At 71.5% G+C, this 15,641-nt stretch carries 14 protein-coding genes; 8 read left to right on the top strand and 6 right to left on the bottom strand.

Annotation, left to right across the window (positions count from 1 at the left end; all coding sequences use genetic code 11):
• Window positions 1-141 precede the first annotated feature (141 nt).
• Window positions 142-333, bottom strand: a complete 192-nt coding sequence (locus tag AB0F04_RS14255; protein WP_362041163.1) for a hypothetical protein — start codon at window positions 331-333, stop codon at window positions 142-144.
• A 276-nt stretch (window positions 334-609) separates the two neighbouring features.
• Here AB0F04_RS14255 and AB0F04_RS14250 point away from each other — a divergent pair, with 276 nt between their 5' ends.
• Both AB0F04_RS14250 and AB0F04_RS14245 read left to right on the top strand, forming a co-directional pair.
• Window positions 610-2,649: a UvrD-helicase domain-containing protein gene (locus tag AB0F04_RS14250; RefSeq protein ID WP_362041161.1), complete on the top strand. Its 2,040-nt coding sequence runs from the start codon at window positions 610-612 to the stop codon at window positions 2,647-2,649.
• Window positions 2,650-2,738: 89 nt separating this feature from the next.
• Window positions 2,739-3,344 carry a maleylpyruvate isomerase family mycothiol-dependent enzyme gene (locus AB0F04_RS14245; RefSeq protein ID WP_362041159.1) on the top strand — a complete coding sequence of 202 codons (606 nt, stop codon included), beginning with the start codon at window positions 2,739-2,741 and terminating at the stop codon, window positions 3,342-3,344.
• A gap of 148 nt (window positions 3,345-3,492) precedes the next feature.
• On the opposite strand, the gene AB0F04_RS14240 is transcribed toward AB0F04_RS14245, so the two are convergent.
• Window positions 3,493-4,185 carry a copper homeostasis protein CutC gene (locus tag AB0F04_RS14240; protein WP_362041157.1) on the bottom strand — a complete coding sequence of 231 codons (693 nt, stop codon included), beginning with the start codon at window positions 4,183-4,185 and terminating at the stop codon, window positions 3,493-3,495.
• 113 nt (window positions 4,186-4,298) lie between these two features.
• Complete coding sequence (locus AB0F04_RS14235; RefSeq protein WP_362041154.1) at window positions 4,299-4,979, bottom strand: maleylpyruvate isomerase family mycothiol-dependent enzyme; 681 nt, start codon at window positions 4,977-4,979, stop codon at window positions 4,299-4,301.
• A gap of 46 nt (window positions 4,980-5,025) precedes the next feature.
• Here AB0F04_RS14235 and AB0F04_RS14230 point away from each other — a divergent pair, with 46 nt between their 5' ends.
• From AB0F04_RS14230 to AB0F04_RS14215, 4 genes are all read left to right on the top strand, one after another.
• Entirely contained in the window at window positions 5,026-5,697 is a 672-nt protein-coding gene (locus tag AB0F04_RS14230) for a hypothetical protein (protein WP_362041153.1), read from the top strand.
• Between the two features lie 35 nt (window positions 5,698-5,732).
• Window positions 5,733-6,068 carry a hypothetical protein gene (locus tag AB0F04_RS14225; RefSeq protein ID WP_362041152.1) on the top strand — a complete coding sequence of 112 codons (336 nt, stop codon included), beginning with the start codon at window positions 5,733-5,735 and terminating at the stop codon, window positions 6,066-6,068.
• A gap of 159 nt (window positions 6,069-6,227) precedes the next feature.
• Window positions 6,228-10,898 carry a caspase family protein gene (locus AB0F04_RS14220; RefSeq protein ID WP_362041150.1) on the top strand — a complete coding sequence of 1,557 codons (4,671 nt, stop codon included), beginning with the start codon at window positions 6,228-6,230 and terminating at the stop codon, window positions 10,896-10,898.
• 34 nt (window positions 10,899-10,932) lie between these two features.
• Entirely contained in the window at window positions 10,933-11,988 is a 1,056-nt protein-coding gene (locus AB0F04_RS14215) for a GNAT family N-acetyltransferase (protein WP_362041935.1), read from the top strand.
• On the opposite strand, the gene AB0F04_RS14210 is transcribed toward AB0F04_RS14215, so the two are convergent.
• Window positions 11,958-12,245, bottom strand: coding sequence for a DUF4031 domain-containing protein (locus tag AB0F04_RS14210; protein WP_362041148.1), 288 nt, complete (start codon window positions 12,243-12,245; stop codon window positions 11,958-11,960). The two genes, AB0F04_RS14215 and AB0F04_RS14210, sit on opposite strands and share 31 nt — an antisense overlap.
• A 7-nt stretch (window positions 12,246-12,252) precedes the next feature.
• Complete coding sequence (locus AB0F04_RS14205; protein ID WP_362041145.1) at window positions 12,253-12,636, bottom strand: hypothetical protein; 384 nt, start codon at window positions 12,634-12,636, stop codon at window positions 12,253-12,255.
• A gap of 55 nt (window positions 12,637-12,691) precedes the next feature.
• Here AB0F04_RS14205 and AB0F04_RS14200 point away from each other — a divergent pair, with 55 nt between their 5' ends.
• Together AB0F04_RS14200 and murQ are read left to right on the top strand one after the other, a co-directional pair.
• The gene (locus tag AB0F04_RS14200; RefSeq protein ID WP_362041143.1) at window positions 12,692-13,627 is read left to right on the top strand and encodes a MurR/RpiR family transcriptional regulator; all 936 of its coding nucleotides are present in this window, start codon (window positions 12,692-12,694) and stop codon (window positions 13,625-13,627) included.
• A gap of 46 nt (window positions 13,628-13,673) precedes the next feature.
• Window positions 13,674-14,606, top strand: coding sequence for an N-acetylmuramic acid 6-phosphate etherase (gene murQ / locus AB0F04_RS14195; RefSeq protein WP_362041142.1), 933 nt, complete (start codon window positions 13,674-13,676; stop codon window positions 14,604-14,606).
• A gap of 9 nt (window positions 14,607-14,615) precedes the next feature.
• Here the strand turns inward: murQ and AB0F04_RS14190 are convergent, their stop codons facing one another.
• The gene (locus AB0F04_RS14190) at window positions 14,616-15,563 is read right to left on the bottom strand and encodes an alpha/beta fold hydrolase (protein WP_362041140.1); all 948 of its coding nucleotides are present in this window, start codon (window positions 15,561-15,563) and stop codon (window positions 14,616-14,618) included.
• Between the last annotated feature and the right edge of the window lie 78 nt (window positions 15,564-15,641).

The raw sequence follows: 15,641 nt of genomic DNA, 5'->3' as shown, positions 1-15,641 counted from the left end.
CGGACCGGCGGGTCGACTCACTTCCCAGGACGGCGGGTCGGCTCACCTCCCGGGACAACCGGGCCGGTTCACTGCCCAGGACCGGTGGATCGGCTCACCTCCCGGGACGGTCCGGCTTCCGTCCGGAACAGGCGGGTCGGCTCACTTGTGGCGGCGGACCACGCCGACTTCCTCTCCGTACTGGCCGAGGACGATCACGTCGAAGGCGGCGCCCGCGAAGACCTTGACGGCGCGCAGGGCGTCGCCGAGGCGGTGGCGGTGGCTGCCTGCCACGGCGGTGGCGCCGGGCGGGCGGCCCGGCCCCGGGGCGGGGTGGATGGTTGCTGCACTCATGTCTCCATGGTGCGTTTCCACCTGTAAGGCCCGCGTCGGTCTCGGGGCCGAAACACCCGGGCGCCGCATACGCCGCTGGGCCGACCCGCTCCCCCGAGGAGTAGGGGCCTGTCCCCTAAGGGGTTGGCGGGGACGGGAAAACCGTTGGCGGTCACCGCCCCCGCTCCTCTAGGATCTCCGCTCTTGCCCGCCTCCCTCACGGAGTGCCGCCGACCGGACGGAAACCGGCCGGCATCTCACCGCCCACTCTCAGCAGGTCCCTCCGGAGGCACCCCCTTGTCCAGGCCCGTCGACGACCCGCTCGCGCGTGAGCGCTCCCACCTCTCCTCGTCCCGGTCCGCCCTGCGCGCCATGCGTGAGGACGTCGAGGCCCTCGACATCAGCGACGTCACCGCGAACTGGGTCAACGCGGAGGTACTGGCCCGCCAGATCGATGAGCGCGTCAAGGCGCTGGCCGACCTCAGCGACACCCCGCTGTTCTTCGGCCGGCTCGACTACCTGCACGCCCCCGGCACGGAAGCGGCGGAGGGCGCGGAGGGGGAGCGCTTCTACATCGGCCGCCGCCATGTGCACGACCAGGACGGCGACCCCATGGTCATCGACTGGCGCGCGCCGGTCTCGCAGCCGTTCTACCGGGCTTCCAAGAAGGACCCGATGGACATCGCGCTGCGCCGCCGCTTCGGTTACACGCGCGGTGACATCACGGCGTACGAGGACGAGCACCTGTCGGACCCCGGCGAGGCGGCCCGGACCAGCAAGCTGCTCCAGCAGGAGATCGAGCGGCCGCGCGTCGGCCCGATGCGGGACATCGTCGCGACGATCCAGCCGGAGCAGGACGAGATCGTCCGGTCCGGGCTCTCGGGCACGGTGTGCGTGCAGGGAGGCCCGGGCACCGGGAAGACCGCCGTGGGCCTGCACCGGGTCGCCTACCTCCTCTACGCCCACCGCGAGCGCCTCGCCCGCACCGGCACCCTGGTCATCGGACCGAACCGGTCCTTCCTGCACTACATCGAGCAAGTCCTGCCCGCGCTGGGTGAGTTGACCGTGCAGCAGGCCACCGTCGCCGACCTGGTGGCGCACGTGGAGATCAAGGGCACGGACGACGCGACCGCGGCCGTCGTCAAGGGCGACGCCCGGCTGGCGCGGGTGCTGCGCAGCGCCCTCTACTCGCACGTCACGATGCCCACGGAGCCGGTCGTGGTCGTGCGCGGCTCGCGGCGCTGGCGGGTCCCGGCGTACGAACTGGAGGACATCGTCCGCGAGTTGCTCGACCGCGACATCCGCTACGGCGCCGCGCGCGAGGCCCTGCCGCAGCGCATCGCGCACGCCGTGCTGGTGCAGATGGAACGGTCGGGTGAGGCGCCGGACGACCGGGTGCAGGACGCGGTGGCCCGCAACAGCGCGGTCAAGGCCGCGGTGAAGGCCCTCTGGCCGGCCGTCGACCCGGCGAAGCTGGTGCTGCGGCTGCTGTCGGACGCGGAGTTCCTCGCCATGCACGCCGAGGGGATCCTCGACGAGGACGAGCAGAAGGCGATCCTCTGGGCGAAGTCGCCGCGCAGTGTGAAGGCGGCGAAGTGGTCCACCGCGGACGCCGTCCTGATCGACGAGGCCACCGACCTGATCCAGCGCACGCACTCCCTGGGGCACGTCGTCGTCGACGAGGCGCAGGACCTCTCCCCCATGCAGTACCGGGCGGTCGGCCGCCGCTGCACCACCGGCAGCGCGACCGTTCTCGGCGACCTCGCGCAGGGCACGACGCCGTGGGCGACCCGGAGCTGGCCGGATGCGCTGACCCACCTCGGCAAGCCGGACGCCCTGGTGGAGGAGCTGACGGCCGGCTTCCGCGTCCCGACGGACGTCATCGCCTACGCCTCCCGGCTGCTCCCGCACATCGCCCCCGGCCTGACTCCGGTGGCCTCGATCCGAGAGAACCCGGGCCACTTCGAGGTCCGGCCGGTCTCCGGCACGGAGGACGTCGTGGAAGCCTGCCGCGAGCTGCTGCGCAAGGAGGGCTCGACGGGCCTGATCGCGGCGGACGCCCGTGTGCCCGAACTGGCCGGGGCCCTGGCGGAGGCCGGCATCCCGTACCTCGGCCCCGGCGAGGAGACCACCCAGGACACCCGCCTGACCCTGGTCCCGGCGTCACTGGCGAAGGGCCTGGAGTACGACTACGTGGTCCTGGACGAACCCCGGGCGGTGGTCGACGGCGAACCCGACGAACGAACGGGCCTGCGCCGCCTGTACGTAGCCCTGACAAGGGCGGTGTCGGGCCTGACGGTGACCCACATGGCCCCGCTGCCGGACCAGCTGGTTTAGCCGAAGCCGCGCGCGCCGTGGACGCGGCCGATGAGTTCGGGCGGCGGCAGGAGTCTGATGCAGGACATCCGATCTCTGGAGGCCGCCCCATGGCTGAACCACACGTTCTGGAAACCCGGGAAGCTCTGGAAAGGGCGATCCGCGTCGAGCGGTCCGCGCTCGCTCAAGACCTCGTCGGGCTCAGCGAGGCGCAGTGGGCGAAAGCATCGCTGTGTGAACGCTGGACCGTCGAGGAGGTCGTAGCCCATCTCACGGCGGGGGCGAGCACGAGGATGTGGCGCTGGCTGCTGAGCATGGTGGCCGCTCGGTTCGACTCCGGTCTGCACAACGGCCGACGACTCGCACAGCACCGTGGTGCCACACCTGAAGAGACCTTGCGGCGTTTTCGCGAAGTCGTCGACGGGCCTGCCGGGCCGAGCGGACACACTGCGGCCTGGCTGGGCGAGACAGTCGTCCACAGCGAGGACATCCGCCGGCCGTTGGGGCTCGTGCGGACACCCCCCCGTGGCCACGACGACGGCCGTGGCCCGGTTCTTCGCCGGCCGCGATTTCACCGTCGCGAGCAACACAGCGATCGCGGGCCTGCGGGTCGAGGCCACGGATGGGCCGTTCAGCACCGGCTCGGGGGATCGGCTCCTGCGGGGGCCGACCCTCTCGCTGGTGATGGGGATGGCAGGCCGTGCGGCGGCCTGTGAGGACCTTGAGGGGGACGGTGTCGAAGTCCTGCGCACCCGTCTGCGCTCGGGTCGAGGAGCGAACTGAGGGCGGCAAGGGTGGGCGCAGCCGCACCCCCTCGGGCCGGGCCGCGCACCCAGCCGGCCCTCGCCGCGTCGGGCAGCCTTCTCAAGAGCCGTCCAGCGCAGCCCGCCACTCCGCGACAGCGTCCGCGGACACCGGCTCGTCCCAGCCCCCCGGCCGGGCCGCCCCGCCGATGTGGAAGCCGTCGACCCCGGCCTCCAACAGCACCGGCACATGATCGAGCCGCAGCCCGCCCCCCACCAGCAGCCGCTGCTCGTACCCCGGCTCTCCGGCCCGCCCGGCCTCCGCGAGCAGCACGGGCAGCCCCTCGTCAACTCCGCCCGAAGCCCCGGCCGTCAGGTACGTGTCCAGCCCCGGCATCCCGTCCAGCTGCTTGCGCAGGGCGTCCCGGTCGGCGGCCCGGTCGATGGCCCGGTGGAACGTCCAGGGGCATCCGTCCAGCACCGCCACCACCCGCTCCACGGCCGCGAGATCGACCGCGCCCCCTCCGTCGAGGAAGCCCAGCACGAACTCCGACGCCCCGGCCTCCCGCAGCTCACCGGCCACCCGCACCAGCCGTTCGGGATCCCCGGCCGCGAACCCGTCCGCCAGACGGATCATCACCCGCAGCGAGATGTCGACCGCCCGCCGGATCCCGGCGACGGTGGCGGCCGACGGGCTGAGCCCGTCGGCCGCCATGTCGGTGACCAGCTCGAGGCGGTCCGCGCCTCCCGCCTGGGCGGCGACCGCGTCCTCGACGCCGAGGGCGATCACCTCCAGGACTGCACGCTTGCTCATGGGGCCCCTTCGTCGGCATGCGTCGGCGTTCGATGACAGGTCTGACTGACAGGTCTAGTCCAATCAAGACTACGCTGCCCATCCGCGCCGCCTCCGATGCCCCTGGAGCGCGCTCAGCCGTAGATGTTCAGCTCCTTCGCCTCCACCCCGGCCAGCTCGAAGTCCGGTGCCCCGTCGACCGGCCGCCCCGTGTACAGCCGTACGAGCGTCGGCCCGTCCCCGATGAACCGGCCCGGCGGCCGCTCCCCGCCGCTCTCACCGAGCCGCAGCGGCTCGTCCAGATCGTCGAGGTCGGCGTGGACCGGCACGTGCCCCCGCTCGCGGGTGATCCGGGCGAGCAGCGCGAGCGCGTCCGGCAGCCCGGCCCCGCCGTAGGCCCCCGGCTCACCCAGGGCCTCGCGCACGTCCCCGGCGTGCACCCACTCCCCCAGGGCGAGACCGTCCAGCTTCCCGCCCGCCCCGGCGATCACGGGCCCGGCCTCACCCATCCCCCGCTCCAGCTCGTCGACGATCTGCGCGTCGCTCCAGTCGGCCCGATCGGCGATGTCCCGGTCGTTGGCCTCGGGCGTGAACACGCCCTTCTCGAACCTGCCCTCCGCCACCCGCGTGAGCGCGGCCGAGCAGTGCGCCAGCACGTCCCGCACCGTCCAGCCCGGACACGCGGCGACCGGCCGCGCGAAGTCCTCCCCGGCCCGGCCCCGCAGCAGCGGGATCAACACGTCACGCTCGATCATCAGCAGCCTCCCGGGCTGCTCGGGGTCCCGTACGTCATGCACATCAGCAGGGGTCGTCATACCTCCACGCTAGGTGCCCGGGCCCGCTCAGCGGGAGAATGCCCCCATGGCCGATCTCGACTCGCTGCGCACCCGTTTCGCCCGCACCCTGGAAGCGGTCCGGGGCCCGGCCGCCGGCCCGGACCCCGCGCCGTACGCCGACAACCTGCTGGCCCGCTGGCAGGAGCCCCCACGCCGGTACCACACGGTCGAGCACCTCACGGCGGTCCTCGACCGGGTCGACGAACTGCAGCGGTACGCGCGCGACCCGGACGTGGTCCGGCTGGCCGCCTGGTTCCACGACGCGGTCTACCTGCCCGACCGCTCCGAGAACGAGGAACGCTCGGCCCGCCTCGCCGAACGCGCCCTCGCCGAAGCCGGTGTTCCCGACGCGAAGACCGCCGAGGTGGCCCGCCTGGTCCGGCTCACCGTCACCCACGACCCCGCCGACGACGACCCGGACGGCCAGGTCCTGTGCGACGCCGACCTCGCGGTCCTCGCCTCGCCCCCGTCGGCGTACGCCGCCTACACCACCGCCGTCCGCGAGGAGTACCACTTCGTCCCCAACCCGGCCTTCCGCGAGGGCCGCGCCGCGATCCTGCGCCAACTGCTCGGCCTCCCGCGACTGTTCAGGACACCGCACGGCACGGCCGAGTGGGAGGCCACGGCCCGCTACAACCTGCGGTCGGAACTGGAGATGCTCGCGGATTCGCCCTCCGGGCCAGGCATTGCGCCCTAGGGTTGGCCGCACCGCGTCACAGGGAGGGAACACGGATGGACCACATCAGCGAGCCCGAGGTCATCGAGCCGAGCCTGCCGTTCTGGGTCACCGTCACCGAGGAGGGCGACGACGACTCGATGGGCCTGTTCGGCGGCGGGGAGCCCGCGCTGCGGTCCGTCCCGCTCGGTCCCCTGCGCAAGAACCTCGCGGAGACCGTCGACGCTCTCCAGCAGCTGTTCGAGGATGCCGCGGCCCGGGGCGGCACCCTGCCGCTCGCCGAGGCCCAGCTGTCCTTCCAGGTCACCGCGAGCGGCGGCGTCCAGCTCCTGGGCACCGGTCAGGTGCAGGGCACCCGCGGACTGACGCTGATTTTCAAGCGGCCTTCCTGATGCCTCCCTCAGGGGGCGCAACAACCGCACTGTGAATTAAAGTTGTCCGACGAACGGCCGAGGGGCAGGGGGACGGCATGAGCGGTAGCGCGGCAAGCGGGAACACAGCGGCGACGACCGCAGAACCCGAATCCGCCCGCTCCGTCTGACCCGCCGCGCATGCCCCAGCACAAGGCCCTGCTCATCGGAGCGAGCGAGTACGACGACCCACGCATCCAGGACCTGCCGTTCGTCCGCGACGACCTGCAGCGGATCCGGGACGTGCTCGTGGAGCGCGGTTTCCAGGCCGCGGAGATCGTCGAGAGCAAGCGCGGCATCACACCGAACACCGTCAACGGACGCATCCGCGGTTTCCTGCGCGACGCCGGCCGGGGCGACACATTGCTGATCCTGCTCAGCGGGCACGGCCAGCACTTCGAGGGCAAGGACTTCTTGATCCCCGAGGACGCCACCTTCGACGTCGGGGTGTTCGCCGAGAGTTGCATCGAGATCGGCTGGGAGCGGGAGCTGGAGGACTCCTCGGCGGCTCATGTCGTCTTCCTCGTCGACGCCTGCCGCGAAGGCATCGACCGGGACACCATGGCGGCGCTTCCCGGAGTGCAGCCATGGCCCCGTCGCAAGGTCGCCGACGCGCTGCGGCGCAAGGTGGCGTACGTGCATGCCTGCACGGCACCCCAACTGGCCCTCTTCGTCGGTGAGAAGGAGACGGTCCGGCCGGGCTTCGACCCCGGTACGCAGCCGGGTGAGTCGTTCAGCCTCTTCTCCCGCGCCCTCGCGGACACGATCGCAGGAGACCCGCACGCCCTGCGTCTGGGCGAGTTCGCGGCGAAGGTGCAGAAGCGGGTCGAGGAACTGCACCGTGCGTACGGCAAGACGCGCCAGCCCCAGCAGATCACTGTCGTCACGGAGACGGCGGCCGCGCCGGGCGGTGAGGACTTCCCGCTGCTGCCAGGACCCGACCGGAGCACCGAGGCGCACCCGTGGATCCGTTCGGCCGAACGGCATCCGATCTGGCAGCGCACCCCGGACGGCCCCGCCCGCCGCCACCTCCAGGAGACGTGCGCGTCCCTGGCATCCCGCCTTGCCTCGGCCTACGAGATCGCGGTGCACTCCCTGCGGGACGACCCGTGGCACGACGCCGAGCTGGCCCGGCGCACCCACGACAGGCTCGGCTTCCTCACCGGCCGGCTGACCGACGGTACCGAGCTGTCACCGACCGAGGCCGCGCTGGCGGTTCTACTGCCCTTGGTCGAGCAGACATTCTGGACCCAGGAGGCCGCACAGCGCGTCGGCGTGCTCGGCACGGACGGCTGCGCCACCGGCCCCGACCACACCCGCTTCCGCAAGTTCGGCCAGGGGTTCCCACGGCTCAAGCGGAGGCTGCTCACCCTGCACGACAAACCGGCGGCCCGGGACTCCGTGGAGCGGATCCGCTGGTGGCTGTTCCACCGCTGGCTGATCCAGCAGCCGGAGCTGTACGCGGCGGAGACGCTCAAGTCCTTCCTCGGCGAGGTGGCGGGCGGCTCGGACCAACCTCCTTGGGTGTCTGACGCACTTTCGGCGGATCGCCTGATGCGGCTGTTGAAGGAGCACCGCACGGCACCGTTCTCGGTACGTCGGGCCGTCGCCCGCCCCACGGGAGGCACGTCCCACGAGGAGCACGACGTCATCGCCGCCGCCACGGGTGACGAGCACGAAGTACGTGCTCCCCTGGTCTCCGCCCTGCTGAAGGCCGCCTCGGCGATGGCCGTGGACCCTCTCGACCTGCCCGAGATCGTCGTCGAGCACATCGGTATCTACGACAGCGTCGACCTGGACGAACTCCTGGCCACCGTGCGCCGCTCCGACTGGCGCCACTCCGGTGTCGGGCGCTCCCTGAACGCGGTGTGCACCCATCCGGCCGTCCAGATCGCCCTGCGGGAGCACGCCACCCGCGTCGACACACTGCTGCGTGAGATCAACCGCGGCGACAACCCGGCTCTGGCCCCGCTCTGTGCGCTGCCGCCCTACGCCGACGGCAGCCGGGTACGCCTCGACGGCAACACGCCCGACCAGTTCTCGGACGGGATCCGCTTCCAACTCGCCGAGGACCGTGTCCAGGAACTCCTCATGGGCGAACAGCTCTACGGTGATCGCGAACTGGCGGTTCGCGAGCTCTACCAGAACGCCCTGGACGCGCTGCGCTACCGGGACTGCCGCACGCAGTATCTCCAGCGCACCGGGCAGGCCGCGGTTCCCTTCGAGGGCCGGATCGAGTTCGTCCAGGGCGTCGGCTCCGACGGACGCCCTTACCTGGAGTGCCGCGACAACGGCATCGGCATGGGTATCACCGAACTCGCCAGCGTCTTCTCCCAGGGCGGCACCCGCTTCGTCGACCTGCCCGAGTACATCGAGGAGCAGGTCGCGTGGAGCGAACTTCCGGAGCCCAAGCTCAGGCTGTACCCGAACTCCCGTTTCGGCATCGGTGTCCTGAGCTACTTCATGCTGGCCGACGAGATCGTGGTACGCACCTGCCGCATGGGGCGCGACGGCCGACCCGGGCGATCGCTCCAGGTGACGATCGCGGGGCCGGGAAACCTGTTCCGGGTCGAGGACGTGGGCGAGGGAACCGAGCCCGGCACGACAGTACGGCTGTTGCTGTCACGGCAGGGCAAGCATGTGTCGTGCGTGGACGCGCTGCAGAGGTTGCTGTGGGTGGCGCCGTATCGGACGTCGGCCGTGCACGGATCTCGGGGGCACGAGTGGGTACCGGGGGAGTTGTCTCTCAAGGGGCTCGGGATCGAGATCGCCAGGTTGCAGCCTGACCGGTTCCACGATGACCCCGTGTGCATCGCGTCCGATTCTCCTGACCTCTGGTGGATCGACCACAGCGGCATCGTCCTGTCGGATGGCCTGTTGACGGAGTCAGACCCGGCCTTCCGAGCGCGGCACCGATTGCCCCACGGCATCGTCGTGAATCTGCATGGTGAGCACGCGCCAGTACTCACCGTGGACCGGAAGAACGTTCGCTCCTTCGATCACCACCATGTGAGAGGTGTGATGACCTCCGTCGCGCCGAGCGTGGCGCGGCCTGGTCTCGCCCTTCCGACTGCGGACTGGCTCAACGAGTTCGGTACGTACGCCTTGTGGTTCGGGGACCTCGTGACCGAGCAAGCTCAGCTTGCCGATCTGAGGTGGCGGATCGGAGGTGCTTCTGTGCCTTTCAGTGAGATCGGTTACTTCCCCGCCGATGACGATCTGGCTCCCCTGGTAACCGGTTCCTACCCGGAGGGACCCCATCCAGGGATCGCACGCTATTTCTACAACATGCCGTCCGCCGTGCTGTGTTGGCGGCTGCGTGCGCTTTACCGGGCCGGTCTTGGGGGCGCAGTCGTACTTGGAGGGTCGTATCCGGCCGACGAGTTGCGCGCCAGGCCATCGGACATGCGCCTGCTGACGAAGAGCCCTAGCCGATGGGACATCTCGTACAGGGAGTGGCGGAGGCACCAGTTTCTGGGGCCGCTTGCCGTGAGGACCCTGGGAAGCCTCATGGACTGGCGCGACCCCGCCCGACCGCTGAGCGCCGCTGACGTCTTCCAGTTGAGTCAAGGGATCGAACGCCCGCCTGCGGAAATCGCCGACCGGCTGACCACTCTGGGCTATGAGGTCGAACCGTTGGCCGGCTTCGTTGCCGGATACGAAGACCTACCGCTGCTGCGAAGGATGGGCAGTTCCGCTGGATGGCTGACTCCCGGCTCTGCACTTTCCGGGCCTCAGATCTGCTTCAGTGCGATGAACCGCAAATGCTCCACCACTCAAGCCGCGCAGCGCCTCCGGGAACTGGGCTTCCTCGTACCGACCGACCACCCGGTCAGGGAGCACTGGACTGCCGAGGAACGACGCATCCTCACGCGCTTGTGGTTGTCGCACGCCACACCGCCCTCCCCGGAGGAGGCCCTGCGCATCTCCCGGGCCCAGCTGATTTCGTTGGCTCATGAAACAGACGCGACGGTGCTCCGCATCGCGGATCTTCTGTCCGGTCTGGGATTCAGGTTGCCCGGCAACGTCACGGACATCCCGGAACCCACAGAGGACGACCGGTCGCTCCTCCGCTATCAAATGCAGCGACCTTGGGTGGACCGGGAAGTCTCGCTCCTCTACATGACCGCCGTCGCTCGCAGCCTTCACAGGCCCGTCGAAACGGTCGCAGCACGGCTGAGGGAGCTCGGCTACTCAGTGGAGACGGTCCCCGACACCGAAGAGCAGTTGCCGTCCCCGGTTCAGACCAGACTCGTCAACGGTAACGTCAGGCTGAACCCCAACCGTCCTCTGCGCCTTGACGAAGTCGCTCGCAGTGCCCAGAGGGCAGGTATCCCTCTGGCAGAGGCGATCTCCCACTACACCGAGTGGGGCTACCGCTGTTCTGTTTCTGCCGAGGCCCTCTACGCAGTCGGTTACTTCGACAGCACTCATTTCACCTACGGACCGTTTCGCGACCCCGTCACGTACGGTCCGCTGTCTCCCGCGGTAGTGGCAGCAGTAGGTGACGGAGCCGCCGATGTCCTCGCCGCCTTCGGATACGACCTCGTTCCCCCCTCCGACGCCTGGCTCAGGGAGCGCGAACTGGAGAGGGACCTGTACCGGTCCCTGACCGCCGAGCCCCACTGGCCTGCCACCCGTCCCGACGACCCTCCACTCTCCCTGGTCACCTTGGCCGTCGTAGCCATGTCGGCTGCCACAACCCTCCGTGCGGCCGCTTCGAAGGCCACCGAACTAGGCATGCGTCACGAGATCGAGGACTGGTTTCCCGGCCCGGAAATCCCGTCGCCCCCCGCCCCTGCGCCCTCGTAGCCTGCCCCCCATGTGGACAACGGGAGCGGAACAGGTGGAGCAGGCCGTCGCCGAGTGCGTGGGCCTGTTGGGGGCGGTCACGGACCGGGACTGGGAGGGCGTTCGGGCCGGGCGGCTGGAGTGGAGCTGCCGGGGGACGGCCGTGCACATCGCGAGCGATCTCATCGCGTACGCGGGACAGTTGGCCGGGCGGGAGCCCGAGGGGTACACGCCGTTCGAGATCTCGCTGGACGAGGGGACCGACAACGCGGGCGCGGTGCAGGTGATCCGCACGACGGGTGCCCTGCTCGCCGCGGCGGTCCGCACCACCCCGCGGGACGTGCGGGCCTTCCACCCGTATCCGTTCCGCAGCGCGAACCGTGAGGGCTTCGCCGCGATGGGCGTGGCCGAGGTGCTGCTGCACACGCACGACATCGCCGAAGGGCTGGGCGTGCCGTACGAACCGGCGCCCGAGCTGTGCGAGTTCGTGCTCACCCGGATCTTCCCGCACGTCCAGCCGGGGCCCACCCCGTGGCCGACCCTGCGGTGGGCCACCGGCCGCGGGGAGCTGCCCGGCCGCGCCCCGCTCACCGAGTGGCGCTGGAACAACAACCTGGTGATCGGCACCGAGCGGCTCACTCTGGAGGGGGTCACCCCGGCGGCCGCGGCCGACCTGTCCACGGTCGGCGACGGCGGCTTCGAGTGGATCGAGGGCGGCCCGATGGAGGGCACCCGGGTCGGCACCGGGCTGGTGTACAAGCAGTACGAGGACGGCGTCCACCGGCCGGAGTGGGGCACGTACGTGCTGGTCCGGCGCGAGGACGGCCGCGCGATCGGCGCCATGGGATTCCACACCGTCCCGGACGAGGCGGGCCGGGTCGAGGTCGGCTACGACCTGGTCGAGGGTGCCCGCGGCCACGGCTACGCCACCGAGGCGCTGCGGGCCCTGGCGGCCTGGGCGCTGCGGCTGGGCGAGGTGCGGACCGTGGTCGCGAACGTCGAGCGGGACAACCTGCCGTCGCAGAACGTGCTCTCGCGCGCCGGGTTCACCCGGGTCGCCGAAGACCCCGAGCATCTGCGCTACGAGCTGCGCGCGTCCCGGGAGGGGTAGCGGCCCTTGGGCCGCCGCAGCCCGGCCGCGTGCAGCAGCCGTACCACCTCGCGGCTGCTGACCTCCACGGCACCGGCCCGCACCGCGTCGGCGTACCGCTGGTCGGGGATGTCGTAGTGGTCGCGTTCGAAGGCCCGGGGCGGGACGCCGAGGCGGGCGGCGAAGGTGTGCAGTTCGTCGTAGGAGACGTCGCTGATCAGGTGGGACCACAGGCGGCCGTGGCCGGGCCAGGTCGGCGGGTCGATGTAGATCGTCACCGGGGCCTCACGAGGACGCCGGGCCGCCGATGGCCTCGCCCAGCGAACCCACCGCGGCGACCTTCACGCCCGCCTCGCTGCACACCCAGTGCGGGTCGGGCCCCAACTCCGGTTCCACGTCCAGGGCATGCGGGCCGCCGGTGCCGCACACCGGGCACAGGGGCCAGCGGCCGTAGCGGTCCAGCAGGGCGTCCTGGACGTCCTGCGCGACCAGGCCGGCCACGTACCGGGCGCCCTCCGGCCACTGCTCGACCCACCACCGCCGCTGCTTGACGGACTCCTCGACCAGCGACACGACGTCCGCGTCGGCGACGCGGCCCGCCATGAGGTCGGCCAGCACGAGGGCGCGCGCGGCGTGCAGCGCCTGCTCCAGGGGGCTGATGGGTTCCATGCACCCATTGTGCGCACTCTTGACCCGGACGCCGCGCCGAAAATATCTTTCAATCGTGACCCGTGACGTGAAGGAAATTTTCGCCCGTGAGCGGGGCGGCTCCTCCGGGGCGAGCGGCGCCCCGCCCGCCCCGGCCGCCCTCGCGGCCAAGGTCCGCACGCTGGGCCCGTCGATGACGCGCTCCATGCAGCGCGTCGCCGAGGCCGTCGCGAGCGACCCGGCGGGCTGCGCGGCCCTCACGGTCACCGGCCTGGCCGAGCTCACCGGCACCAGCGAGGCCACCGTCGTACGCACCGCCCGCCTGTTGGGCTATCCGGGTTACCGGGACCTGCGCCTGGCCCTCGCCGGCCTCGCCGCCCAGCAGCAGTCGGGCCGCGCACCGGCCATCACGACGGACATCGCGGTGGACGACCCGATCGCCGACGTGGTCGCGAAGCTCGCCTACGACGAGCAGCAGACCCTCGCCGACACGGCCGCCGGTCTCGACACGGTCCAACTGGCCGCGGCCGTCGCCGCCCTGGCCACGGCCCGCCGCACCGACGTCTACGGGGTCGGGGCCTCCGGCCTGGTCGCGCAGGACCTCACGCAGAAGCTGCTGCGCATAGGGCTGATGGCGCACGCCCACAGCGATCCGCACCTGGCCGTCACCAACGCCGTGCAGCTGCGCGCGGGCGACGTGGCGATCGCCGTCACGCACTCCGGGTCGACGGGGGACGTCATAGAGCCGCTGCGGGTGGCCTTCGAGCGCGGGGCGACGACGGTGGCGATCACCGGCCGCCCCGACGGTCCGGTCACGCAGTACGCCGACCACGTCCTCACCACGTCCACCGCACGGGAGAGCGAGCTGCGCCCGGCGGCCATGTCGTCCCGGACCGGTCAGCTCCTCGTGGTGGACTGCCTGTTCGTGGGGGTGGCGCAGCGGACGTACGAGAAGGCGGCGCCGGCGCTGTCGGCGTCGTACGAGGCGCTGGCCCACCGGCACCGTTCCTGAGGCAGCCGCCCCGCCCAGCACCGGAAAGACACGGAAAGAGCCGTCCATGACCTCCACCTCCCACCCCCGAGACCTCAGGACCGAGTTGGAGTCCCTGACCACCGAGGCCTTCCGGCCGGAGCTCGCGGACATCGACCGGCTGCCCACCCTGGACATCGCCCGGCTGATGAACGGGGAGGACGCCACGGTGGCCGGGGCGGTCGCGGCGCGGCTGCCGCAGATCGCCGCCGCGATCGACGCGGTCGCGCAGCGGATGGCCCGGGGTGGCCGGCTGGTCTACGCGGGTGCGGGAACGGCGGGCCGGCTGGGCGTCCTGGACGCCTCCGAGTGCCCGCCCACGTTCAACACCGATCCCGCCAGGGTCGTCGGCCTGATCGCGGGCGGCCCGGGCGCCGTGGTCACCTCGGTCGAGGGCGCGGAGGACTCCCGCGAACTGGCCCGTACGGACCTGGACGCCCTCACCCTGACCCCCGACGACACGGTGGTCGGCATCTCCGCCTCGGGCCGCACCCCGTACGCCATCGGCGCGGTCGAGCACGCCCGCGCCCGCCACTCCCTCACCGTCGGCCTCGCCTGCAACCCGGGCAGCCCGCTCGCGGCGGCCGCCGACCACGGCATCGAGATCGTGGTGGGCCCCGAACTGCTCACGGGCTCCACCCGCCTGAAGTCCGGCACGGCGCAGAAGCTCGTCCTCAACATGATCTCGACGATCACGATGATCCGGCTGGGCAAGACCTACGGGAACCTGATGGTCGACGTCCGTGCCTCCAACGACAAGCTCCGTGCCCGCTCCCACCGGATCGTGGCCCTCGCCACCGGCGCCGCGGACGACGAGATCGACCGTGCCCTGGCGGCCACCGGCGGCGAGGTGAAGAACGCCATCCTGACCCTGCTGGCCGACGTGGACGGCCCGACGGCGGCCCGCCTGCTGGAGGAGTCCGGCGGCCACTTGAGGGCGGCCCTGGAGGCTCGCCCGTAGGACCTGCCGTCAGGCGGTCGCGTGTGCCACCCGCCCCGTGTGACGGAGGATCTCGTCGGCCAGGCGGTCGTCCAGTGCCGAGGGCAGGGTGTGGCCCATGCCCTCGATCAGGACCAGGCGGGCACCGGGGACGGCCGCGGCGGTGGCTTCGGCGTGCGCGGGCGGGAACATCGGGTCCTCCGTGCCGTGCAGCACCAGCGTCGGCGCCGTGACGGAGGCCAGGTCCGCCGTGGAACCGACGGGGGCGGCCCCCGCGAGCGTGTGGTTGAGCGCTGCCCGCAGATCACGCGCCCGCTCGTACACCCGCTGCTCCATCGCGCGGTACTCCTCCTCGCCGAACGGCAGCACCGCACCGTGCAGGACACGCCACAGCGGCAGCCGGGCGGCGAGGTGGGCCTCCAGGCCGGCCTGCGGTTCGGGGAAGGCCGAGGCGAGCGTGGCCAGCAGCTCGGGCTCGGGCGGAGGCAGTTCGCCGGGGAGCGGAGCCGCCCCCTCCAGGGCGCGCAGGACTGCCGCCGCCGTGTCCGTTCCGAGGGGCTGCGACGACAGGCTCGTCAGGGTCAGCACCCGGTGCGGGTGGGTGACGGCCAGCAGCTGGCCGATGATGCCGCCGAGGGACGCGCCCACCACGTGCGCCCGCTCCACTCCGAGCCCGTCCAGGACCGCGAGCGCGTCGGAGGCCATGTCGGCCACGGTGTAGGGCCGGGCGGTGAAGTCGACCCCGGACGAGCGTCCGGTGTCGCGGTGGTCGTACCGGATGACCCTGCGGCCTCCGTCGACGAGGCGGCGGACGATGCCGTCGTTCCACTGGATGCCCTGCGCCTGTGCGCCCATCACCAGGAGCACCGCGGGGTGTTCCGCCTCCCCGAAGTCCTCCGTCCACAGCTCGATGTCCGCCGTGTGGACCATCCGCTCGCGACCCGGCGGGCATGCGTTCTTCGATTCATTTTCCTGCATGGTCGTTCAGGTTAATGGGTCGGGGCAGGGTGCGCACCCGCTTTCTCTGTGGAGGGGAGTTGGACGCCGCGGTGCGGT

Origin of the sequence: Streptomyces sp. NPDC029041 (genome assembly GCF_040637515.1) — a bacterium.
Taxonomy (GTDB): Bacteria; Actinomycetota; Actinomycetes; order Streptomycetales; family Streptomycetaceae; genus Streptomyces.
The sequence above is the reverse complement of the archived record's forward strand: the minus strand, read 5'-3'. Positions and strand labels throughout refer to the sequence as shown.